20 protein-coding genes and 6 tRNA genes are annotated in these 23,983 nt (G+C 38.0%); 2 read left to right on the forward strand and 24 right to left on the reverse strand.

What is annotated here, in order from left to right; translation table 11 throughout:
- Nucleotides 1–289 precede the first annotated feature (289 nt).
- From B1NLA3E_RS22930 to B1NLA3E_RS23040, 23 genes are all read right to left on the reverse strand, one after another.
- Complete coding sequence (locus tag B1NLA3E_RS22930; protein ID WP_015596204.1) at nucleotides 290–1,084, reverse strand: MBL fold metallo-hydrolase; 795 nt, start codon at nucleotides 1,082–1,084, stop codon at nucleotides 290–292.
- 13 nt (nucleotides 1,085–1,097) lie between these two features.
- Nucleotides 1,098–1,880, reverse strand: coding sequence for a two-component system regulatory protein YycI (locus tag B1NLA3E_RS22935; RefSeq protein ID WP_015596205.1), 783 nt, complete (start codon nucleotides 1,878–1,880; stop codon nucleotides 1,098–1,100).
- Nucleotides 1,867–3,198 (reverse strand): YycH family regulatory protein, encoded by a 1,332-nt coding sequence (locus B1NLA3E_RS22940; protein ID WP_015596206.1) that lies wholly within the window; start codon nucleotides 3,196–3,198, stop codon nucleotides 1,867–1,869. The genes B1NLA3E_RS22935 and B1NLA3E_RS22940 overlap by 14 nt, the downstream gene beginning before the upstream one ends.
- Nucleotides 3,195–5,021 carry a cell wall metabolism sensor histidine kinase WalK gene (walK, locus tag B1NLA3E_RS22945; protein WP_015596207.1) on the reverse strand — a complete coding sequence of 609 codons (1,827 nt, stop codon included), beginning with the start codon at nucleotides 5,019–5,021 and terminating at the stop codon, nucleotides 3,195–3,197. Before walK ends, B1NLA3E_RS22940 begins: the two co-directional genes overlap by 4 nt.
- 9 nt (nucleotides 5,022–5,030) lie before the next feature.
- On the reverse strand, nucleotides 5,031–5,741 hold the full coding sequence (gene yycF / locus B1NLA3E_RS22950) for a response regulator YycF (RefSeq protein ID WP_015596208.1): 711 nt from the start codon (nucleotides 5,739–5,741) through the stop codon (nucleotides 5,031–5,033).
- 246 nt (nucleotides 5,742–5,987) lie between these two features.
- Nucleotides 5,988–7,466, reverse strand: a complete 1,479-nt coding sequence (locus B1NLA3E_RS22955; protein WP_015596209.1) for a M23 family metallopeptidase — start codon at nucleotides 7,464–7,466, stop codon at nucleotides 5,988–5,990.
- Between the two features lie 356 nt (nucleotides 7,467–7,822).
- Nucleotides 7,823–7,895, reverse strand: a tRNA-Phe gene (locus B1NLA3E_RS22960).
- A 163-nt stretch (nucleotides 7,896–8,058) separates the two neighbouring features.
- Nucleotides 8,059–8,135, reverse strand: a tRNA-Asp gene (locus B1NLA3E_RS22965).
- A gap of 3 nt (nucleotides 8,136–8,138) precedes the next feature.
- Nucleotides 8,139–8,212 (reverse strand) — tRNA-Met (locus tag B1NLA3E_RS22970).
- A 23-nt stretch (nucleotides 8,213–8,235) separates the two neighbouring features.
- A tRNA-Val gene (locus B1NLA3E_RS22975) sits at nucleotides 8,236–8,311 on the reverse strand.
- A gap of 6 nt (nucleotides 8,312–8,317) precedes the next feature.
- A tRNA-Glu gene (locus B1NLA3E_RS22980) sits at nucleotides 8,318–8,392 on the reverse strand.
- A gap of 17 nt (nucleotides 8,393–8,409) precedes the next feature.
- A tRNA-Lys gene (locus B1NLA3E_RS22985) sits at nucleotides 8,410–8,482 on the reverse strand.
- A 169-nt stretch (nucleotides 8,483–8,651) separates the two neighbouring features.
- A complete protein-coding gene (locus B1NLA3E_RS22990) occupies nucleotides 8,652–9,938 on the reverse strand; it encodes an adenylosuccinate synthase (RefSeq protein WP_015596210.1) in 1,287 nt (428 codons plus the stop codon).
- Nucleotides 9,939–10,170: 232 nt separating this feature from the next.
- Entirely contained in the window at nucleotides 10,171–11,535 is a 1,365-nt protein-coding gene (gene dnaB / locus B1NLA3E_RS22995; protein ID WP_015596211.1) for a replicative DNA helicase, read from the reverse strand.
- Nucleotides 11,536–11,676: 141 nt separating this feature from the next.
- Nucleotides 11,677–12,126 (reverse strand): 50S ribosomal protein L9, encoded by a 450-nt coding sequence (gene rplI / locus B1NLA3E_RS23000; RefSeq protein ID WP_015596212.1) that lies wholly within the window; start codon nucleotides 12,124–12,126, stop codon nucleotides 11,677–11,679.
- Entirely contained in the window at nucleotides 12,123–14,096 is a 1,974-nt protein-coding gene (locus tag B1NLA3E_RS23005) for a DHH family phosphoesterase (RefSeq protein WP_015596213.1), read from the reverse strand. Before B1NLA3E_RS23005 ends, rplI begins: the two co-directional genes overlap by 4 nt.
- A 68-nt stretch (nucleotides 14,097–14,164) precedes the next feature.
- Nucleotides 14,165–15,109, reverse strand: a complete 945-nt coding sequence (locus tag B1NLA3E_RS23010; RefSeq protein WP_015596214.1) for a YybS family protein — start codon at nucleotides 15,107–15,109, stop codon at nucleotides 14,165–14,167.
- 135 nt (nucleotides 15,110–15,244) lie between these two features.
- A complete protein-coding gene (gene rpsR / locus B1NLA3E_RS23015) occupies nucleotides 15,245–15,484 on the reverse strand; it encodes a 30S ribosomal protein S18 (RefSeq protein ID WP_015596215.1) in 240 nt (79 codons plus the stop codon).
- A 33-nt stretch (nucleotides 15,485–15,517) separates the two neighbouring features.
- Entirely contained in the window at nucleotides 15,518–16,039 is a 522-nt protein-coding gene (gene ssb / locus B1NLA3E_RS23020; protein WP_015596216.1) for a single-stranded DNA-binding protein, read from the reverse strand.
- A gap of 82 nt (nucleotides 16,040–16,121) precedes the next feature.
- Nucleotides 16,122–16,412 carry a 30S ribosomal protein S6 gene (gene rpsF / locus B1NLA3E_RS23025; protein WP_015596217.1) on the reverse strand — a complete coding sequence of 97 codons (291 nt, stop codon included), beginning with the start codon at nucleotides 16,410–16,412 and terminating at the stop codon, nucleotides 16,122–16,124.
- A 414-nt stretch (nucleotides 16,413–16,826) separates the two neighbouring features.
- Nucleotides 16,827–17,927, reverse strand: coding sequence for a redox-regulated ATPase YchF (gene ychF, locus B1NLA3E_RS23030; protein ID WP_015596218.1), 1,101 nt, complete (start codon nucleotides 17,925–17,927; stop codon nucleotides 16,827–16,829).
- Nucleotides 17,928–18,141: 214 nt separating this feature from the next.
- Nucleotides 18,142–18,339, reverse strand: coding sequence for a DUF951 domain-containing protein (locus B1NLA3E_RS23035; protein ID WP_015596219.1), 198 nt, complete (start codon nucleotides 18,337–18,339; stop codon nucleotides 18,142–18,144).
- A gap of 4 nt (nucleotides 18,340–18,343) precedes the next feature.
- The gene (locus B1NLA3E_RS23040; RefSeq protein ID WP_041580817.1) at nucleotides 18,344–19,246 is read right to left on the reverse strand and encodes a mechanosensitive ion channel family protein; all 903 of its coding nucleotides are present in this window, start codon (nucleotides 19,244–19,246) and stop codon (nucleotides 18,344–18,346) included.
- A 180-nt stretch (nucleotides 19,247–19,426) separates the two neighbouring features.
- Between B1NLA3E_RS23040 and yyaC the strand changes: the two genes are divergently transcribed.
- Nucleotides 19,427–20,044: a spore protease YyaC gene (gene yyaC, locus B1NLA3E_RS23045; RefSeq protein ID WP_015596221.1), complete on the forward strand. Its 618-nt coding sequence runs from the start codon at nucleotides 19,427–19,429 to the stop codon at nucleotides 20,042–20,044.
- 471 nt (nucleotides 20,045–20,515) lie between these two features.
- A protein-coding gene (locus B1NLA3E_RS23450) for an IS1182 family transposase (protein ID WP_144061422.1) occupies nucleotides 20,516–21,888 on the forward strand; the annotation gives its coding sequence in 2 pieces (ribosomal slippage) (nucleotides 20,516–21,080 and nucleotides 21,080–21,888; 1,374 coding nt in all).
- A gap of 448 nt (nucleotides 21,889–22,336) precedes the next feature.
- Here B1NLA3E_RS23450 and B1NLA3E_RS23060 read toward each other — a convergent pair.
- Complete coding sequence (locus B1NLA3E_RS23060; protein ID WP_015592366.1) at nucleotides 22,337–23,797, reverse strand: IS1182 family transposase; 1,461 nt, start codon at nucleotides 23,795–23,797, stop codon at nucleotides 22,337–22,339.
- Nucleotides 23,798–23,983 lie beyond the last annotated feature (186 nt).

The following is a 23,983-nucleotide window of genomic DNA, read 5'->3' on the forward strand; positions in this document are numbered from 1 at the left end:
TCATAAATTGCATAGGATTGCAGAAACCAACCTATTAGATTAAGGCTCTTTTCTAAAAGATTGTTGTCTTTTTATAGGTTTTTGTAAAGAAAACCATTGATAAAGAAGTTGATTGGAGCAGAAGGTGCGAGACTCCTGCGGGAGCAGCGGGACAGGTGAGACCCCACAGGCGCTTTAGCGCCGAGGATGCTCACCCCCCGCCCCGCGGAAAGCGAGCATCCTGGAGCGGAAATCAACCACACTTCTCTTTTAGTAAATAGCAACAAAGTTTACGAAACAACCTATTAAATTAAACTGCAGTTAAAGCCGTAGGGATTTTTGGATCAGTATCATACAAACTAAACTGTTCGCCCACAATCAATCCTCTAGATTGTAACGTTTGGGTAACAGACATACGTGCCAGGTCTTTCATATTATTATCTAAGCTTAAGTGTGCCAAATAGATACTCTTAGTACGATCTCCAGCAACCTCACTCATAGCCAAAGCTGCATCTTCATTTGAAACGTGGCCGACATCACTTAATATCCTTCGTTTAGTATTCCATGGATAATGTCCCATCCGAAGCATTTGGACATCATGGTTACTTTCAAAAACATAGGTGTCTGCGTTAGAAATGATTCCTTTCACACGATCACTCACATATCCTGTATCCGTAATCACAACTAATTTTTTCCCTTCATGGTGAAATACATAAAACATTGGTTCCGCTGCATCATGGGACACACCGAACGATTCAATGTCTAGAGAACCATAGCTTTTCACAGATTCCATCCCAAAGATACATTTTTGTTCGACTGGAATTTCGCCAACTAATCTATCCATAGCTTGCCATGTTTTCTCATTTGTAAAAATAGGCAACTTATACTTCCGAGCGAGGACGCCTACTCCTTTAATATGGTCACTATGTTCATGCGTAACTAGTATACCGGATAGATTCTCCATTTTTCGGTCAATTTGAGCAAATAGCCCTTCCATTTGCTTGCCGCTAAAGCCTGCATCAACTAAAAATGAATGTTCCTCCGTCTCCACATAGATCGCATTTCCTGTACTACCACTTGCCAGTACACTAAAATGCAAAGACATCTAACTCACTCCACTATTTTTTTTGGTCATCAGCTATTTGAATAATTTTCCCTTCAAAGGCATTAACAAATAGATTTTCCTTATCATCTACAACAAATCGCCAGGTTGGTGTTAACACTTGAGACTCTGTTAACTGAACGAGTGTATAAAACCCTAATTCTACTTTTGTGATTTTACTCTTAGGTTGTAAAACTCCATTATCATAAAGCGTTTCGATTGCTTTAATAGGAGGGAGAACCTCTTGTTTTTGTGAAAGAACCTCAATCCCTTCAAGCAAGGTTTGTTTATAAGATATGATTTCATTTTCATCATTTAAATGGAGCGTCAACATTCCATTAATATTTTTGTAAAAAGTTTTATTTAAATATTGCTGATAAAATATGATGGAATGGTCCTGTTCATTTTTATTAAAATATACATATTGTTCTCCGAAAGGAATCTTACTCTTAACAAAGGAATTAAGCTCTGACAGTTCAAAATCCTTTCCTAATTGAAATGGCTCGTCCAAAACTCCTTGTAACGAGGTTCCATCAAGCGTGAAGCTTTGCCCCTTTAACTTAGCAAAATCATCTTTTTTGAATATTTTTGGTTTTGCACTTACATAAGCATCCTTAGCTAAAACTTTCGGTAACTCCACATACTTAATTTTATCTCCCGACAGCTTTTCTTCAAATGAGGTTTCCGTAATAAACTCATACTTATTGGCATCACGTAGTTTGAAAAATTCATAAAGTAAATAGATATCTAAAGCCAGGAAGGTCAAAATAAAGATTGTTTTTATTTTACTCCAATCCATTTTTTATCCCTCCAAGTTCCTTAGGTGTTATCCGGACCCACGAGTGACTATATTTGTAAAACCAGGATGGTTCTAGATTGATTAATTGTGGTTCTTTCGGATCCTTTGTCATTGAATATCCAACCACAAGGTCCTCAAGTAATTCAGGCTTAAAACCCCTTTTTGCTTTTAAAAGTTCCACCACTTCTTTACCTGTAATAAGCGTCATTTCGATTGTTTCTGTCCTAAGTGGTACATCCAAAGCAAAAATAGGCCGAGTATATTTTTTTATTTCCTGCTGTCCCCAGACTTGATCAATTTCTGACATACCTGTATCGCTAAAAATGGGGTACCCTTTGTTATCATACAGTCTATAAATGATCTTTTGGTTTAGTTCGTCTATTGATTCATATTTATAAGTGCCCGCCCATCCACCATGTGTATTAACAAAATCCATACTTTTTTGTAATATATCCTTAGAATTTGCCATAATATCAGTTTCTTCTGTAGGATTTACATAAGAAAGCATCAAGGTATCATTATTTACGGTCAACATACTTGATCCGTCTGTATACTCAATGTTACTTAATACATCATTCCTTTGAACATAGCTTGGATCATTAAAAAGAGCATCTTTAAATTTTTCCGGATCTAATCGATCTAGAAAATATTTATAGCTCGTAATATTTGTTTTATTTTCAGGAAGAAATATCGTTCTCTCTTCTGATGTTTTATAAGGGAAGTATGGAGTTAGTTGATTTGAATCACTATAAAATTGATTATAAAAGTTATTTAAATCAGCAGATTTAATATGGCTGGCATACACCTGGTGATATTTAGGATTTCCATAGTTTACAAAATAGACCGAACCTTCGTCCTTTTTCCTGCTTTCCAAATCAATCACTATTCGATTAAATTTAAATTTAGGGATTTTTTTATCTGAAATATTGAGCATGTTTTTATATAGTTCGATTGGGACGGTATCAGGGAAAATAATTTCTAAATTCCCCTTTTCTTGGACAAAGTCAGGTAAGTTACCAATTTGATCTGAAATATTTTTAAAACCATAAAAATCCCAAGCTTTCATTTCTTCAAGTGAATGTTCGAGATCTCCACTATTTATTGTTCCTAAATGGGTATCCTTTAAATGGTATAGGAGCTTAACAGGTTTAATTAGCTCTCCCATTTCCCTTTTTTCACTTAAAGCCACTTCTTGAATATAATTAGGCTTTTCCATCGTTGCGTAATTTGGCTGATAGGTCCAAAGGTTCCAAGTTAACACAACACTTGTGACAACAAGAATGGTTAAAATGATAGATTTTATATTTTCATATTTCATGTCCAATCATCCTCATATGAACGATCGTAAGGAAGAGTAAAGGAAATGGTGGTTCCCTGTCCTTCAATACTCGATGCCCATATTTCCCCTCCATGGGCGTTCACAACTTCCTTCGCAATGGCCAATCCTAGCCCTGTGCCCCCAAGCTTTCTAGTCCTTGCTTTATCAACGCGATAAAACCGATCAAATATTTTCTCAAGATCGCCCTTTGGAATCCCGACCCCTTCGTCAGAAACACTAACGAATATTTGGTCTTCTTGCTCCTCCATAGTGAATGACACATGACCGCCTTCTGGTGAGTATTTTAATGCATTAGAAATAATATTATCTAGCACTTGCGTTAATTTATCCTCATCCATTTCGATAAAAATATCATGTTTTGGTAGCTTTCTATTAAAGATGACATTTTGCTCTTTCGTCAATTCAAACCGGTCAATAACCCGATCAAAATAAACAACAAAGTCTACCCACTCTTTTTTTATTTTATAATCTTTACTATCCATTTTTGATAGCTGCAATAAATCATTTACAAGTCGAATCATTCGTTCAGTTTCATTTCGTGTTACTTCAAGGAAATTTGGTGCAATTTCCTCATCCTGCCATGCACCATCGGCTAAGGCTTCTAAATAACTTCTCATGGTCGTCAAAGGCGTTCTTAACTCGTGTGATACATTCGCCACAAATTCCCGCCGCTCCATATCTATTTTTTCCTGCTCCGTAATATCATGTAAAACAGTAATAAGTCCATTAACAAAACCCGTTTCCTTTTGAATTACCGAAAAGTTGGCCCTCAAAATATAATGAGTTTTAATGGTGCTGTAATCAAGAATGACAGAATCTTGTTCCTCTAGTAAATCTTCAAATCCATATTTATCTTCAATTCCAAGCAGAGATACAATCGATTGTGAAAGCACTGTTTCACGTGAAACACTTAACATTTTCACAGCCGGTTCATTAATCAGAATGACCCTACCACGACGGTCAGTAGCAATTACTCCATCTGTCATGTTAGCTAGTACAGACGAGAGTTTTCTACGCTCCCCTTCAGTAGTGGCTTGTGCTTCCTGTAATTTCTTCGTTAAATTATTAAATGTTATAGCCAATTGGCCTATTTCATCGTACCCATACACCTTTACTTTGCGGGAAAAATTACCCCTGGCCATGGCTAACGCCTGTTTTCTCATATCAGAAATAGGTCTAGCTACTGTTTGGGCAAGCAAAATCCCAAGAATAGCCGTAATAGCCAAGGCAATCGCTGTTCCGGAAATAAAAATATCATTTATTTCTTTCATTTGTGTAAAGACGTTTTCAATTTTAGCTACTAAGTAGATTGAACCTTTTACGTCTCGATTCGATTTAATTGGAGATGAGAGGACCCAAATCCTTTTCCCTGTTTGCGGATCAATTAGGACTGAGCTTTGCTCAGTTTCTAGCACAAGGGATCGCTTTACGATTAAATCATTAGTCCTTTTTCCAACAAGATCGATATTATTCATTTCTGAGGTACCTAAAATTTTTAAGCTTCCAGACTCAATAACCCTAACCTCCATAATATCGCCAGCAGAAAAATCTCTTAATATCCGATTTATTGCCTCTTCAACCTTGGGGTCATCGTTCGACCGGTCTTTAGACATTTCTTCTTCAATATTATAGGCAAGCAGGTTTACCCGTTCTTTTATTGAGGTTTTAAAATTAGTTAATAGCGTTTCTTCAAGCTGCTTAACAAAATAAACACCGATTACTTGCATAGCAACTAATATGAGTAATACATAGATCATGACAAATTTTAAATGGATAGACCGAAAAAAACCGACCTTTCTCATAAAGCTACCTTATTCCTGATCGGGAGTTCGTAAATAATACCCGACACCTCTTCTAGTAACGATCCAAACTGGGTTACTAGGACTATCCTCAATCTTTTCGCGTAAACGTCTGACAGTCACATCGACGGTGCGAACATCACCAAAATAATCATATCCCCAAACAGTTTGAAGCAAATGTTCTCTCGTCATAACCTGCCCAATATGCTTAGCTAGATAATGAAGAAGTTCGAATTCTCGGTGAGTAAGTTCAATCATATCTCCTCTTTTTGAGACAACATAAGCATCAGGGTGAATAATAAGGGACCCGACCGTAATCGTATTTGTTTCAGCTTCCTCAATTTGCGCAGAAACCTGCTGATGGCGTCTAAGATTGGCTTTTACCCTTGCGATTAGTTCCCGAGTACTGAACGGCTTTGTCACATAATCATCGGCACCAAACTCAAGTCCAAGCACTTTATCAATTTCAGAATCCTTTGCCGTTAACATGATAATTGGCATTTCGTATTTTTTTCGAACCTCTCGACAAACTTCCATACCATCTTTTTGGGGAAGCATAATATCTAGAAGAATTAAGTCAGGAATAAGCTGATTTACCATTTCAATTGCCTGATTACCATCGTAAGCACAATATACGTCATATCCTTCTTTCTTGAGATTAAATTGTAGGATATCAGCTATGGGCTTTTCATCATCAACTACTAGTATTTTTTTATTATCCATATTTTTTCTCCTCTCGTCATTAGTTCTTGCGGAGATACATTTGTATGTCAATTGATATTGATTGCAGCTTTATATGTCTTTTGTCTAAAAGCTAATAATCTAAATATAACCCGAACATAGATTATCTATTTTACTTTACCATGTTACTTTTTATATATAAAGTGATTGTGCCCTATTAAGTACTGGCAATTATGGATATAAAAAAGTCTCTAGACATTCTTAGAGTCTAGAGACTTAATAGATTTTTTATCGAAGATAGGATACCGGATTTTGTAAGGCACCATTTTTATAAACTTCAAAGTGTAAATGTGTTCCAGTAGAATCACCTGTAGAACCCATTACACCAATACTAGAACCCTTTGCAACGGTTTGACCTACACGAACACCGATTGATGAAAGATGGCCATAAACTGTACGGAAACCATTTTGATGGTCAATGACGATTTTATTTCCATATCCGCCATCCCATCCAGCTGATACGACTACACCATTGTCTGCTGCTTTGATTGTAGGATTACTTGGTCGTGCAATATCAATCCCTTTATGCAACTTACCATCACGGTAACCCATTTGACTAGAGATATATCCTCCTCCAGTTGGCCATGCAAAAGTACCGTCTCCACGAGAAGGGACAACCTTTGTTCCCTTAACAATGACTTCATTAACTGGCTGGGTTAATATATTTGAACTTATTTCTTGTTTGCTAACAGTTTGACCACTTTGTTCCGAAATTTGATAGGTTGCTTGTCGCTCTCCATTTTGTCCTTGTTGTTTAACTGTGTTGTCACCCTTCATCCTTGATGCATCTTCAACTGTTTGAGATGTATATGGAATGGCTTCTTTAACAAGTGATTGCTTATCGACAAGAACATGGATGTAGGGTTGGAAAACTGTAATGTTAACCTCCTGGCCAATTTTAAGTACTGAATCTTCTGTTAGTCCAGGATTTATTTCAACCATTTGTTTTAAAGTTAATCCATGTCCGTTGGCAATTGAACCTAAAACATCGCCATCTTGGACCTGATATTTCTGTTGCTCAAGTGTTCCAGTTTGTAGAAACTTTACCGCATTATCGACTGTCATAATTTTATCTGGCGTAACCGCTGCCTTAGCGTATGAAACATTTTTTGATAAACGAACGTCTAAAATACGTGTTTCATTTTCTTGTAGCGGTGGTAGAGTGCTAGCTGGGTCATTTTTTCTTGCTTCAATAGCATTTAATTGATCCTCGCTAACGTATTGCAATTTCAATTTTTTCACAACTTCTTCAGCACTTTGTTGATTTTCTAAAAATACTACCTGTTGGTCATCGAGAGCGACCGCAGTAGCATCTGCTTGAATAGTTAGCTGTTCCTGTAACTCTTGTACGACCTTTTGGTTGTTAGTCGTGACACTTGAACGAAAAACTTGTTCAGGTATGTAGGTTAACTGTGATCCCGTGGACAAATTAACACCATTGTAATTCGCCTTCAACTCTTGTAACTTATTTTTAACAACTGTTTCGACAACTTTTTTGTCGGATACTGTTCCTATATACTTTTCATTAAAATACACATAATATACCGTGGTTGTCTCAGATCCACTTGCAAGTGGTGCACTATGTAATAAGCTAAAAGACAATGCAGTCACAGCAATTGCTGTTATAGCAACCTTCTTTACTTGCGGTATAAGTCTAGCTGTTGTATTGCCCGTAAGGTTGGACAAGCTCATTTTCCATTTACTCATTAATAATCCTCCTATATAACGGTACAAACAGTCTATGAATTTTTGTTAGATTGAAATCGTTTTACAATTTTCGACTTTTTTACTTTACCATATATTATAGTTAAAAAGAGTAATAGACCTCATAATGTAACATAAATGTATAATAACTGACATTATATGTCGAATTGTGGAATAATTTTGGAAGGGTTTTCAAAATGAGTATTTCCGCACCTTTTAAAACAATATTGATTTAGCAATGGTTGTAGATTAATCAGGGAGAGTAGAGTGGGTTACATCTTTAACCACTATAACTAACGTTATATTACAATTGCATTACAAAAAAGAGCATACATTGTATGCTCTTTTTTAATGTTTGATGGCTCAGGACGGAATCGAACCGCCGACACAAGGATTTTCAGTCCTTTGCTCTACCGACTGAGCTACTGAGCCAAATTAAAATTGTTTCCTAAACCTCAATTTTCGCTGTCCTTCGTCCCAATCTCAGGAAGCTTATTCAAGCAGCTGCTCGATTGGTACGCTGATGTTATTTCTTTGTAGCTTATTCGGGCGTGCTCTACCGACTGAGCTACTGAGCCAAACATCTAAAAAAATATGGCGGTCCGGACGGGACTCGAACCCGCGACCTCCTGCGTGACAGGCAGGCATTCTAACCAACTGAACTACCGGACCATATTGCGGGGGCAGGATTTGAACCTGCGACCTTCGGGTTATGAGCCCGACGAGCTACCGAACTGCTCCACCCCGCGACAATAGAATGTATTAAACTAAATGGTGGAGGATGACGGGCTCGAACCGCCGACCCTCTGCTTGTAAGGCAGATGCTCTCCCAGCTGAGCTAATCCTCCACATCATGGTGACCCCTACGGGACTCGAACCCGTGTTACCTCCGTGAAAGGGAGGTGTCTTAACCACTTGACCAAGGGGCCGTAAAAAATAGAAATAATGAGCCATGAAGGACTTGAACCTTCGACCCTCTGATTAAAAGTCAGATGCTCTACCAACTGAGCTAATGGCTCGTACTAGAATCTCGTAATTAAGCTTTCAATGACGACGCTTTTTATCATAACATAGTCTATTAATTATATGCAATGTTTTTTTTATTTTATTTAGTGATTACGTATAAAAATAGAAATGACGTGCAGGTCTGGACCCAGTCAACACGTCATTTCTAAATTATATATTAGATTAGCGCCATGGGCTGAAAATTACGTTTGTTTGGGCACGGTCCGGTCCTACTGAGAAGATGGATAACGGGATGCCAGTCAGTTGAGAAACACGCTCTAAATAGTGGCGAGCGTTTTCTGGTAATTCATTAAGTGATTTACAGCTTGTAATATCTTCAGTCCAACCTGGAAGTTCCTCATAAACTGGCTTACATTCAGATAATACCTTCAAACTTGCTGGATATTCCGTAATCATTTCGCCTTTATAATCATAAGCTACACAAATCTTCACTGTGTCAAGTCCAGTTAATACGTCGATTGAATTTAAGGATAGATCAGTAATCCCACTTACACGACGTGCATGGCGAACAACAACACTGTCAAACCAACCAACACGACGTGGTCTACCTGTCGTTGTACCATACTCACGGCCAACCTCACGAATTTGATGACCAATTTCATTGTTTAACTCAGTAGGGAACGGGCCATCCCCAACACGTGTAGTATAAGCTTTACATACACCTACAACATGGCTGATTTTTGTTGGTCCAACACCTGAACCAATTGTAACTCCACCGGCAACTGGATTAGAGGATGTAACAAATGGATATGTACCTTGATCAATATCAAGCATAACCCCTTGAGCGCCTTCAAATAAAACGCGGCGACCTTCATCTAATGCATCATTTAATACAACTGAAGTGTCACACACATATTGCTTAATTTGCTGTCCATATTCGTAGTACTCATCTAAAATATCCTCAATTTTGAAGCCTTCTGTTTCATAAAAACGCTCAAATAAACGATTTTTTTCTTCGAGGTTTCGTGTCAATTTTTCTTCAAAAACATCACGTTCTAGTAGATCAGAAATTCTAATTCCACACCGAGCTGCTTTGTCCATGTAAGCTGGACCAATGCCCTTTTTAGTTGTACCAATTTTATTGTCACCTTTACGTGCTTCCTCTACTTCATCCAATTTGAGATGGTAAGGTAAAATTACATGAGCACGATTGCTTATGCGTAGATTTTCAGTTGTAACGCCACGTTCATGAAGATAAGCCAATTCTGTAATCAGAGCTTTAGGATCAACGACCATTCCATTTCCGATAACACTTGTTTTTTCCTTATAGAATATCCCTGATGGAATTAAATGCAATTTATATGTCACTTCATTAAAACGAATCGTGTGTCCGGCATTATTCCCACCTTGATAGCGGGCAATCACTTCCGCATTTTCTGATAAAAAATCTGTGATTTTTCCTTTTCCTTCATCGCCCCACTGTGAGCCAACAACTACAACTGATGACATCTAAAGAACCTCCTAGGTTACACGTTATATTTACTTTCTGTTTAAAAACCATCCTAATTTTATCAATTTCACTAGTGAAAAGTCAATAAAACACGAACATTTTTATTAAATTTATATTATACGTTCGTAAATCTAATAATCTCTTTTTTATATGAAAATAATAAAAAAGGGTTAACCATTTTACTAGGCTAACTCCTTTATTTCATCCCTATTATGTTTATAAGAAATAAGTCTATGCGCCTGGAGAAACGGACGCATCTCCATAGCGTGTCTCTAAGTTTACGAATTTATTATACTCTTTTACAAAGGCCAACTGCACAGTTCCAACTGGACCATTACGTTGTTTTGCAATAATAATTTCGATAATATTTTTGTTTTCAGTTTCTTTGTCATAATAATCGTCACGGTACAAGAAGGCAACAATATCAGCATCCTGCTCAATACTCCCTGATTCACGAATATCAGACATCATTGGTCTTTTATCCTGTCGTTGTTCAACACCACGTGATAACTGCGACAAGGCGATTACAGGCACTTCCAACTCACGGGCAAGTTGCTTTAATGTACGGGAAATCTCTGATACTTCTTGCTGCCGATTTTCACCCGATCGTCCATCACCCTGAATAAGCTGCAAATAGTCAATTAAAACCATCCCTAAGCCATGCTCTTGTTTTAAGCGGCGACATTTAGAGCGAATTTCCCCTATTCTAACACCAGGGGTATCATCGATAAAAATCCCAGCATTAGACAGGCTTCCCATTGCCATTGTCAGTTTTCCCCAGTCCTCATCAGTTAGAGCACCGGTCCGGAGGTTTTGCGCATTAATATTTCCCTCCGCACAAAGCATACGCATAACAAGCTGTTCTGCACCCATTTCGAGACTGAAAATCGCAACATTTTCACCTGTTTTGGTAGCAACATTTTGGGCAATATTTAAGGCAAAGGCAGTCTTACCAACAGAGGGACGTGCACCTACGATAATCAAATCGTTTCGCTGAAATCCCGCTGTCATCCGGTCAAGCTCAGAAAATCCTGTCGCAATCCCAGTAACATCACCTTTTCGATTATTTAATAGTTCAATATTATCATAGGTTCTAACTAATACATCCTTGATATTGTGAAAGGCACCGGCATTCTTCCGTTGTGCTACCTCTAAAATGCTCTTCTCAGCTTCACCTAAAAGAGTAGTTACTTCATCCTCACGGCTGTAGCCATCTTGAGCAATTCCAGTAGCCGTCCGAATTAGTCTACGAAGCAAGGACTTTTCTTCCACAATTTTTGCGTAATATTCAATATTGGCTGCGGTTGGAACGGACGCCGCTAGCTCACTTAGATAACCAACACCACCTGTGTCTTCAAGCAATTTGGTGGCTGCTAAGCCTTCAGTTACGGTTATTAAATCAACTGCTTTCCCTTGATCATTAAGATTCAGCATAACACTAAAGATTTTTTGATGAGAAGATCTGTAAAAGTCTTCTGGTATGAGAATCTCAGAAGCCAAGGTCAAAGCTTGCGGCTCTAAAAAAATGGCACCTAATACAGCCTGCTCCGCTTCAATATTTTGGGGAGGAAGACGATCTATTAATAATTCACTCATCTATAAAGTAACCTCCTTTTTAGAGCATTGACTTAAAATAATCTAACAATCGTAGAAAAAAAGTGATCAGCTCTTTACCGATCACCATTTGGTTCAACTCTTCTATTCTAACATGTTTAACTCATATTTGAACTGCCAATTTTAGCTTACTTCTTTTACATGAACATTTAATGTAGCAGTTACCTCTGTATGGAGCTTAACTGGTACCTTCGTAAAGCCTAAGGCACGAATTGCATCTGCCAATTCAATTTTACGCTTATCAATTTTAATTTTATGGCTTTTAAATAATTCCTCGGCAATCTGCTTACTTGTAATCGATCCAAACAAACGACCACCTTCACCAGATTTAGCAGAAAGTTCTACAGTAATTTTTTCAAGCTGTACTTTAAGTTGGTTTGCTGCCTCTAGTTCTTTTTCAGCTTGTTTTTCTTCTTTCTTCTTTTGAGCGTCTAAAGTGCTAACATTTGCTTGTGAAGCTTCTTTTGCTAAGCCTTGCTTTAAAAGGAAATTTTGTGCGTATCCATCAGCAACGTTTTTAACATCACCTTTTTTTCCTTTTCCTTTAACATCCTTTAAAAAAATTACTTTCATTCCTTTTTGCCCCCTTCTAAATATTCATCGATTGCCTGCTTTAATCGCATTTCAGCTTCCAAAACGGAACCATTTTCTATTTGCGTGGCTGCATTGGTCAAGTGGCCGCCTCCATCTAAATGTTCCATAATAACTTGAACATTGATATCACCTAAAGAACGTGCGCTAATCCCTATCACATTCTCTCCCCGCTTGGAAAGGACAAAAGAAGCAATCACTCCATTTAACGTTAACAAGGTATCTGCTGATTGTGCAAGAACAATTTGATCATATATATCTTCTTCATTCCCTTTAGCAATTGCAATTCCAGGATGATAGAAATAGACAGACTCAATCAATTTGGAACGTTTTAGAAAAGAGTGAAGGTCTTCCTTCAAAAATTTCTGCACTAAAATAGTATCTGCTCCATGTGCCCGTAAATAGGAGGCAGCCTCAAACGTCCTGGAACCCGTTCTTAACGTGAAACTCTTTGTATCTACGATAATTCCTGCCAAAAGGGCAGTCGCTTCGAGCATGTCAATTTTACCCCGCTTAGGCTGGTACTCAAGTAATTCCGTCACCAATTCAGCTGTAGATGAGGCATAGGGTTCCATATAAACAAGTAAGGGACTTTCAATAAACTCCTCACCCCGGCGATGATGGTCAATGACGACAACATTATCTATTTTAGCTAATAGCTTTTCTTCAATCACTAATGATGGTTTATGTGTATCTACGATAACCAGTAGCGTCCGTTCAGTTACAATCTCCATTGCGTTTTCAGGGCTAATCATGCGGGCATAAAGAGATTCCTTTTGTTTTATTTCCTGCATAAGTCTGCCAACACTTGAATCCGTTTGCTGATTATCAAGTACAATAAATCCATCTTTTTCATTCATTTGTGTAACTTTTAAAATCCCAATAGCTGCACCAATCGCATCCATATCAGGATTTTTATGTCCCATTATGATAACTTTATCGCTGGCTGAAATCAATTCTTTTAATGCATGGGAGATTACGCGAGCACGAACTCTAGTCCGTTTTTCAACAGGATTAGTCTTTCCACCGTAAAACTTTACTTTTCCATTTGGTTTTTTTATGGCTGCTTGATCTCCGCCTCTACCTAAAGCAAGATCAAGACTCGACTGAGCCAATGTCCCCAATTCCGGTAAGGAAGATACACCTGTCCCTACTCCAATACTTAAGGTTAGCGGAACATTTTGCTTTGATGTTTTTTCCCTGACTTCATCAAGAACTCCAAACTTCCCTTTTTCTAAAAAAAGAAGAATGTGCTCGTTAAAAACAGCAATAAAACGTTCCGATGAAATGCGCTTAAGAAATACTCCGTTGTCTCTTGCCCAGTTATTTAAAAGTGATGTAACCAAGTTGTTAATGCTACTCCGAGTTGGGTCGTCCATTCCTTGTGTCAATTCATCATAATTATCTAAAAAGATAATCCCGATAACGGTTCGTTCATCGCGATATAATTTTTCGATTTCCTTTTGTTCAGTCACATCAAAAAAGTATAATAGGCGTTCCTCGCGTTTATGAATCACCCGTAATTTACGTTCGTGTAAAGTAATGATTTCAGTATCAACTTCTTGCTTTATTAACGGAATAAGTAAATCTGCTACATCATAAAGCGACCTTCCAACTAGCCTATCTTCATGAAAGAAGGATGCTAAAAATGGATTTGTCCACTCGATAAAGTAATCATCATTTATGAGCATAATCCCAATCGGCATCTCATTTAAAGCTTCTTCACCGACCTTTTTTACTCGATAGGAGAGAGTAGAGATATATTCTTCCGTATCTTTTTGTTCCTGCCGGGAAAATGAAAAAAAATAATAATATGGTATCGTGGTGAGGAAGAACCCCAACAAACCAATCCACCAGTTATAGTAGGCTAACAGACCAAGAAGCATTGCTGTTAAGCCCAATAATCCAAATAACGGATACCTCATGGACTTCTTCTCCAAAAATGAAGACATATCTTCAGCTCCCAGAACTGTAATGATTTCACGGTTCAAGCAAGAACCATTATCATGCAATATATGCTTTATTTTGCATTATTCTCTAGACGTTGTCTTAAATTAAAGCCTAGGTCAATTATACCTAATATCCTTACAATATAAAGTAAAAACGGGAGTAAGAAAGAAAAAACAACTACTGTGATGGCTATAGCCTTTGAATAACTTTTAAGATTACAATAATAAAAAACAAACGAAATTCCTTGGATAATCATACACAATTGTAAAATAAACACAAGATTTGCGAGCGCCATGTATAAATAGGTGCCCTGAGCAGGATTTAACATTAAGCTCAATAGCATACTTAATAAGTAATACCATAATAGACTTTTTGGGAGGATTAGCTCTCTAAAAGGCTTCCACCCAGGTATCGTTACACCAAATCGTTTTAAAATTGGCATTGATAAAATCAACATAATTAAAACAATAAAAAAAGAAACCATTACGAAAGCACTTGGCATCAGTGTTTCAATCATAGAGACGCTTGTTTCCATTTGCTTTATAACCTGTTCATTTGGCGCTTGTCCTAGATTCTTCATCATCTCAATACTAGTTTGATACGAATCTCGAAAAGTTTGTACAGCCTCTTTAATGATGTTCATCTTTAAAAATACTACAGAAACAATATATTGCCCAATTACATTAACTAAGAAAACCATTGATGATGCGAGAATCACTGTCCACCTGTTTTTTTGCTTATTAATTAAATAACCAATTGTTACCCCGGTCATACCAAATGCCAAAGTCACTGGAATTGCTAACATACTGCCAATGATGAGTGAAAGTAACATTGACGCAATAAAAAACACAACAGAGCTTTTTAAATTGTTCCTTGCTGCGAACAAAATAAATGGTAATGGTAAAAATAAATTAACGATCGCACCTAATATCGGTATGTATAGGGTGATTAACAATAAAACAGAGTATATTGCTAAGAACATTGCCCCTTTGGTTAACTGATTTGCATTTTTCATTAAAAACCTCCACAAACAGAATCCTTCATAATGTCTATTTTAGCTAGTATGGATTTTGGATTCAACACAGGATTAACAATCATTTCGTTTATATAGAAAAAGACAGTGAGCAAACCCACTGTCTTTTACTACTTATTATTCACCTGATACGTATGGTAACAAAGCCATTTGACGAGCACGTTTAATTGCTACAGTCAATTTACGTTGGTACTTTGCACTAGTTCCAGTTACACGACGTGGTAAAATTTTACCGCGTTCAGAGATAAATTTTTTCAATAGATCAACATCTTTATAATCGATGCGTGTAATTCCATTTGCTGTAAAGTAACACACTTTACGACGTTTTGCACGTCCACCTTTACGTCCGCCTGCCATCTCATGTACCTCCTTCTTTGAGCTGTTACGGTGTTAGAATGGAAGATCATCATCGGAGATGTCAATTTGTCCATCACCAGCGAAAGGATCTTCATCCACACGAGTATAGCCCTTATTGTTATTATTTTGACGTTGATTCTGATTCTGATTATTATTACTGTTACCAAACGGAGAACCTTGTTGTTCCCGTGGCTCGTTATAAGTACCGCTTCCGCCTCTGTCACCAGATGCACTGCTTTTTGGTTCAAGAAATTGAACACTTTCTGCTACTACTTCTGTCACATAAACGCGCTTGCCGTCCTGACCCTCATAGTGGCGTGTTTGAATATGCCCGTCTACACCAGCAAGGCTACCCTTTTTCAAGAAATTAGCGACATTTTCTGCTGGCCGTCTCCAGACCACACAGTTAATAAAATCCGCTTCCCGTTCTCCTTGTTGATTTGAAAAAGAACGATTCACTGCAAGGGTAAATGTAGCAACTGCTACTCCATTAGGTGTATAACGCAAATCCGGGTCTTTTGTTAAACGTCCGACAAGAACTACACGATTCATCATCAGAACCAACTCCTTTCTTCCTCTCAAATGTTTCACGTGAAACAATCAATAAACGGAAGAATATATCAATTCAATTCGAAAATTATTTTTCTTCTAGTTTAATCACCATATGACGGATGATATCTTCACTGATTTTTGCTAAACGGGAGAATTCTTCTACCGCAGCAGAATCAGAAGCAACAGTTACTAATTGGTAGTATCCATCACGGAAATCATTGATTTCATATGCAAGACGACGTTTACCCCAATCTTTCGCTTCAGCTAATTCCGCACCGTTATCAGTTAGGATCGTGTTGAAACGTTCAACTAAAGCTTTTTTAGCTTCATCTTCAATGTTTGGACGAATGATGTACATAACTTCGTACTTTTTCATCACTTTCACCTCCTTTTGGTCTAGACGGCCCAATATGGGCAAGGAGCAATTATTCATTACTCACAAGGTAGAATTATATCATAACTCTTCCCAATATGCAATTTTATTAAAATTAAGGCTGTTTTCATAAACTCTGTTGCTATTTACTAAAAGAGAAGTGTGGTTGATTTCCGCTCCATGATGCTCGCTTTCCGCGGGGCGGGCGGTGAGCCTCCTCGGCGTTTTACGCCTGCGGGGTCTCACCTGTCCCGCTACTCCCGCAGGAGTCGAGCACCTTCCGCTCCAATCAACTTCTTTATCAACGGTTTTCTTTCTAAAAACCTATAAAAAAACAACAGTCTTTTAGAAGAGAGCCAAAATTAAAGACGACAACCACTTGTAAGTTGCCGTCTTGTCATCTGTTTTTATTGTCTTTTATACATTAAATCTAAAGTGAATGACGTCTCCGTCTTTTACTTCGTACTCTTTTCCTTCTAATCGAACTCGTCCTGCTTCTCTAGCAGCTGCCATATTCCCGCCTGCTAATAAATCATCATAAGAAACTGTTTCAGCACGAATAAAGCCGCGTTCAAAATCAGAGTGGATTACTCCAGCACATTGTGGAGCTTTCATCCCTTTGCGGAATGTCCAAGCACGAACCTCCTGTACACCAGCAGTGAAATACGTAGCTAAACCTAATAAATGATAGGCAGCACGAATTAATTGATCTAATCCAGACTCACCAATTCCAAGCTCTTGCAAAAACATTGCTTTTTCTTCGCCTTCAAGCTCGGCAATCTCTGATTCGATTTTTGCACAAATCACAATGACTTCCGCATTATCTTTAGCAGCAAAATCTTTAACAAGTTGGACATACTCATTACCGGAAGGATCAGACACATCTTCTTCAGCAACATTGGCCACATAAAGAACAGGTTTGATTGTTAATAGATGTAGTCCTTTGGCAACCTTCATTTGTTCTTCAGTAAACTCAACTGTACGAGCAGGTTTTTCTGCTTCAAAAGCATCTCTTAATTTTGTTAGTACTTCGAATTCAACCACGGCGTCTTTATCTTTTTGCTTAGATAATTTTTCGACACGACTGATTCGTTTCTCAACAGTCTCCATGTCCGCTAAAATTAGTTCTAGATTAATTGTTTCGATATCATCAATCGGATCAACTTTCCCTGCTACATGAGTGATATTATCATCAGCAAAGCATCGAACAACCTGACAAATCGCATCCACTTCGCGAATGTGTGACAAGAATTTGTTACCAAGGCCTTCACCTTTACTCGCACCTTTTACGATTCCGGCAATATCTGTAAATTCGAAGGCGGTTGGAACAGTTTTCTTAGGTTGAACAAGTTCAGTTAATTTTGTTAATCGATGATCTGGAACCTCTACTATCCCTACATTAGGGTCAATTGTACAAAAAGGATAGTTAGCAGATTCTGCACCTGCTTGGGTAATTGCATTAAACAAAGTGGACTTTCCGACATTCGGTAATCCGACAATTCCTGCTGTTAAAGCCATCCATTGTCACTCCTCTACTTCTTCTATTAATATAAAAGCGAAAAGCACCTCGCTAAGGCCCGACAAGCACAAGAAGAATCACACAGGCGGCGTTCCTTTGCTTGTGACCTCGAGAGGCTAGGCGCTTTACGCTAGACACTCATTAAATTTAGTATTACTCATATAGTCTTTCACAATTATAGAGACAAGCTGCTAAAAACACAAGAAGCATGAATCACTCTTCATGCTTCACTAATATCTTTTTCATTTTCCTAGAAAAATCTCGACGAGGAATAAGAACACTATGACCACAACCTTCACACTTGATCCGAATATCCATTCCCATCCGAATAATTTTCCATTGATTGGCTCCGCAAGGGTGAGATTTTTTCATTTCAACCACATCGTTTAAATTATATACCTTTTCTTCCATATCCTTATCCCTCCTTGTTACCTGCAAAAACTTTTTGATTGATTGGATCTTCTGATCTTGAATACATGACTAAACGTGGAAACGGAATTTCAATGTTTCTCTCGTCCAACCAGTGTTTAACATCTTTCCTGATCATTCTAGACACTGCCAAATGCCGCATTGGCTCTGTTTCAGCAACAATTCTTAATACAACCTCTGAAGGACCAAGACTTTGAACACCCAATAACTGTGGCGGGCTTATAATTTCTTCATATTTATCAGGCAACGTTTCTAATAGTTCAAGAATTACTTTTTCAGCGCGGTCAATATCTTCTTCATAAGCGATACCGACATCAACGATGGCCATGCTATTATGAATTGAAAAATTAGTTACATCTGTAATACCACCATTAGGGATAACATGTCTTTCACCTGAAAAACTCTTAATCTTTGTTGTTCTTAAACCAATTTCCTCAACAGTCCCCTCATATTGGCCAATTCTTACATAGTCTCCAACAGAAAACTGATCCTCAAAAATGATGAAAAAACCTGTAATGATATCGCGAACCAGGTTTTGAGCACCAAATCCAACCGCTAATCCTACAATCCCTGCCCCAGCCAATAACGGTTTCACATTGATACCAATCGTTGAAAGGATCATGATAAACGCAATAAAATAGATAACATATGATAAAATATTATCGAGTAACTTCATCAGGGTTGCTTCACGTCGTTCTGACGTTCTAATTGGTGCCTTAGAACGCACCTTAAAAATATTATGAATAGCAAATTTTCCTATTCGGATAAACAGACTTGTGAGAATAAAAATAGCAACTAGCTTCAACAACCCTATCCCCATATTTATCCAGGTATCCTGATTCATTAATTTTTCAGACAACTTTATCATTGCTGTTTCTGAGAGATTCACCTTCAACACCTACTTACATCAGAATTACTGTTCCTTCTATCTTAACAGAAATCAGCTATCAGCTAAAATAAATATGCAATCGTAGATTTTTCCAAAACCTTATTGTTTTCTTACAACCACACGTATACATATTGATTATTTTCCGTATACTGTTAGTACAATGAGAAGAGGTGGAAACTAATGAATTTTATACCAGGTTTCTTTGACAAGAAAGGTGGTAGATCTAGAATTCTCCATGACGAAATATCGGCACCGGAAAAACTGGCATTTGAACTAAAATCAAAGATGGCTGGTTTAAGCACAAATCGACCGATTGTCTTTGTTTGTATTGGTACTGACCGATCCACAGGAGATTCATTAGGCCCACTAGTAGGTACTCTTCTTGAGGAAAAAGCAGTTTCTCCTTTTTTCGTGTACGGTACGTTAGAAAATCCAATTCATGCAGTAAATTTAAAGGATCAATTAAGCGACATTCACGAAAAACACACGGACCCATTCATTATTGGGATAGATGCCTGTTTAGGTCGCTTAAAAAGTGTTGGTGTGATCCAAGTTTCAGATGGACCTGTTAAGCCAGGCGCAGGAGTAAATAAGGACCTACCCGAGGTAGGTGACATTCATATTACTGGGATTGTAAACGTTAGTGGTTTCATGGAATTTTTTGTTCTGCAAAACACCAGACTTAACTTGGTATTAAAAATGGCCAAGACAATCGCTAATGGAATTCATGAAGCAAGTACGCTACATCATCGTCAAGATCTTTGGTGGGAACAAATTGGCCAAGAAAAAACAACATAATAACACTATCATCATTTTTCACTTTTTAAACAAAATAAAAAAGGAAGTTAGATACCTTCCTTATATTGTAAGACCATTAAATGCTAATTTTTAATATAAGATTGCCTATGCTAACGGACCTGTTAATTGGAGTGGAAAGCGCGAATACTCCTGCGAGACAGGTGAGACCCCAGCAGGAGCGTTAGCGACGCCCAGCCCTAAGGACCGCGAAGCGGCTGGAACGGAAATCAACAAACCTATTGAACAGCCTAGTTATTAATAATTTTGTAACGAATTAACGCGGCTATTCACTAAAGTTTTCAAGTAAAATAATAGACTGTCCGGAGCTTCTCGACAGCCTGAAAGGAAGGTAGGTACCTTCCTCAGGCTGTCGAGAAACTCTCGACAGCCTATTATTTTGTTTAATAACTTTAATAATTCACCGCGTTAATATGGTATAATATTCTTATCAAGAACAGGACGGTGAATAGAATGTTCAAACCCAAAAAGGTTGTTCAAAATGAAGCTGAATTTGTTTTTATCGAAGATTTGGTGCCTCAAAATCACCTTTTAAGAAAGGTGGATAAATATATTGATTTTTCATTTGTTGGAGAAAAGGTTCGGCCCTATTACTCAGAAGATAACGGTCGTCCAACTGATCCAATTCTGCTTTTCAAGATGATGTTTATTGGATATTTTTATGGCATTCGTTCGGAACGTCAATTGGAACGAGAAATTCAAACTAACGTTGCTTATCGATGGTTCTTAGGATTGAAGCTAAATGACCCAGTTCCTCATCATTCAACTATCAGTTGGAATCGAAGAACACGTTTTAAGGAAACAAACATCTTTCAAGAAATATTTGATGAAATTGTCCATAAAGCCATAAACCATAAGATGGTTGGTGGGCGTGTTTTATTTTCGGACTCGACTCATCTTAAAGCGAACGCCAATAAGAATAAATTCACTCGTGAGGAAGTTGAAGTGGAAACTCGCGAGTACATAGATGAGCTGAATAAAGCAATTGAGGATGATAGGCTAAATCACGGAAAAAAGCTTTAAAAGAACGAGAGGAGGTGACAGAGACAAAAGTTATCCGAAAAAGTACAACGGATCCTGAGTGTGGATTCATGTCCAGGGAAAATAAGCAGGAAATGTTCTGTTATCTGGACCACCGTACAACAGACATGAAGTTTAATATTATAACGGATGCCTACGTAACTCCAGGAAATGTCCATGACTCTGTCCCTTACCTCTCTCGCTTGGACCGTCAAATCGAAAGATTTGGATTAAAAGTAGAAGCAGTCGGATTAGACTCTGGTTTTCTTACAAATCCTATTTGTAAAGGGCTCCATGATCGAAATATTTTTGGGGTTATTGCGCATAGAAGATATCACCCAACTAAAGGCTTATTTCCAAAATGGAAATTTCAATATGACAAAGAAAGAGATCTATATACTTGCCCAAATGAACAGGAATTAGTGTATCGCACGACTACAAGAGAAGGATATCGTGAATATAAGTCAAACCCAAAGAAATGTGCAGAATGTCCTCTGTTGAAGGAATGTACGAGATCAAAAAACAAGACGAAGGTCGTCACCCGACATGTATGGGAAGAATATAAGGAGAAGGTGCGGCTCAATCGTCTATCAAAATCAGGAAAAATGCTTTATAAATTTAGGAAAGAAAAAATTGAGCGAAGCTTCGCAGATTCAAAAGAACTGCATGGGCTTCGCTATTGTAGGTTGAGGGGATTGAGGAATGCGAGCGAGCAGGTATTGCTTACTGCAGCTTGCCAAAATATGAAAAAGATTGCCACACACTTGTCTAGGCTAGAAAAAGTGTGTGGCAATACCTCAGGTTGATTTACTTTAGGTTGATTGGAGCGGAAGGTGCTCGACTCCTGCGGGAGCAGCGGGACAGGTGAGACCCCGCAGGCGTTTACGCCGAGGAGGCTCAGCGCCCGCCCCGCGGAAAGCGAGCACTTGAAGCGGAAACAACCGGCCAATTAGCAGGCTAAATAAAAAATTGCCGAGAAAAATACTCTTTCTCGACAATCTGAGGAAGGTAGGTACCTTCCTTTTTTTGTTAAGGGCTGTGTTAAAGCTCAATGTTGATTTTTTGCACAATGTTGATTGGAGTGGAAGGCGCAAAGACTCCTGCGGGAGCAGCGGGACAGGTGAGACCCCACAGGCGCTAAAGCGAGGCCACTGAAAAACATACGATTTTTACGTCTGTAAATAAATTTTGGTACAAAAAAGGCAATTTATCGTCTGTTTTTGGACGAAAAATTGCCCTTTTCCTTATCTTTTTTTATTCTTTTTCATTGAGGAGTTTTAGTATTCGTTTAAGGTTGACAGCGAATATCGCTGTAGCTCCCTGAATCTTCATGCCTAATAGACCCGCAGATGATGCAATATCATACCCGTGTCTATGTTTCAACTCACTATTTTTCGCTTCAATTTTATAGCGAGATTTCGCTAACTCTTTAAATTCTTCTGTGTTTTGAAATGCCTCCTGATCGGCATGTTCTGTTGATTTGATTGTCACAGAATAAGATTTACTTTTCGCTCCTTCTTTATAACAGCCATCATGAAAAGGGCACACTTTACATTTTTCAATATCAAAAAAGTATTTGATTCTAGGGTTTTTATCTTGTCCCTTTCGTCCTTCATATTTCCTTCTATTAGCCATATGCCCTGCTTTACATACATACATTCCTGCATCTTTATTAAATTCAAACTCTTCTTCTTTTGTGCGTCTGCCATGTGTAATATGCGGATGTAATTTGGAAACAAGTGCTAATTCATTTTCTTTCGCGAATCGAATATTATCTTTCTCAGAGTAGGCTGTATCTCCAATGATTTTGTCAATTTTCATTCCAGTTGCTTGGCTTTTTTTTGTTAAATCCCGCAGATATTTTCCATCACTTTTTTCACCTGTTGTCATAACTGCCGCTGTAATAATCCGTTCATTAGCCATCGCGTAATGCGTTTTGAACCCAAAAAAAGAAGAGTCCTCTGTTTTGTGTCCGACCCGTGCGTCTGGATCATTTGAATAGCTAAGTTGTTCTGTATAATCTTCTACGATCTCTTTTAGAACATTTAATTTTTCTTTGACCGCAGGTACCTTAGCGATTTGTGGTTCTTTTTCGACAACAGTAATGATTCGACGACAATAATCTAATTCATCGGTTACTTCAACAGAAGTTGTTTTCGCAGGGAATTTTTCCTTCATGGATTCATCAATTCGATACACGGCTTTTCGAACATTTTTCGCTTTCTCTTGTAAAAATTCCTTCGGAGATTTTTGGTTATAACGCGCTTTCGTATGTGTGGAATCCACGATAATGGTTTTACTTTTTATGATTTCTTTTTCCAGAGCAATCTCAACTGTTTTGCCAATGAGCAAATCTAATAAATCCTCATCTTGAAGACGGAGTTTACGAAATTTCGTTAAGGAACTAGGATCAATCACGGAATCTTCTGGTGCCATATCCAGGAAATATTTAAACGACATATCATATATTGAACGTTCTACTACATCCACATCAGATAGATCAAATATCGATTTTAGTAATAAATATTTGAACATGCGAATCGGTGAAATGGCATTTCGACCGTTATCAAGACAATATTTCGTTTTTAATTCTTCGAGAATAAATGAAAAGTCCACTAGTTCATTGATTTGGCGAAGCATATTACTTTTTGGCACAACTATTTCGTAGATTGCCATGAATGGGCTAAGATTAAGTGTTTCTTGATTGGAAATCATCGGGATACCACCTACATACATTTAATATCGTTATTATAAGGCAAAAAGGCAGTTGAAAGTTTGGTTTAATCAAACTTTCAACTGCCTAAATTAAAAACTTGGACTTTTTCAGTGGCCTCCGCTAAAGCGCCGAGGAGGCTCAGCGCCCGCCCCGCGGAAAGCGAGTGCCTGGAACGGAAATCAACA

It is taken from the genome of Bacillus sp. 1NLA3E (genome assembly GCF_000242895.2).
Taxonomy (GTDB): domain Bacteria; phylum Bacillota; class Bacilli; order Bacillales; family Cytobacillaceae; genus Bacillus_BU.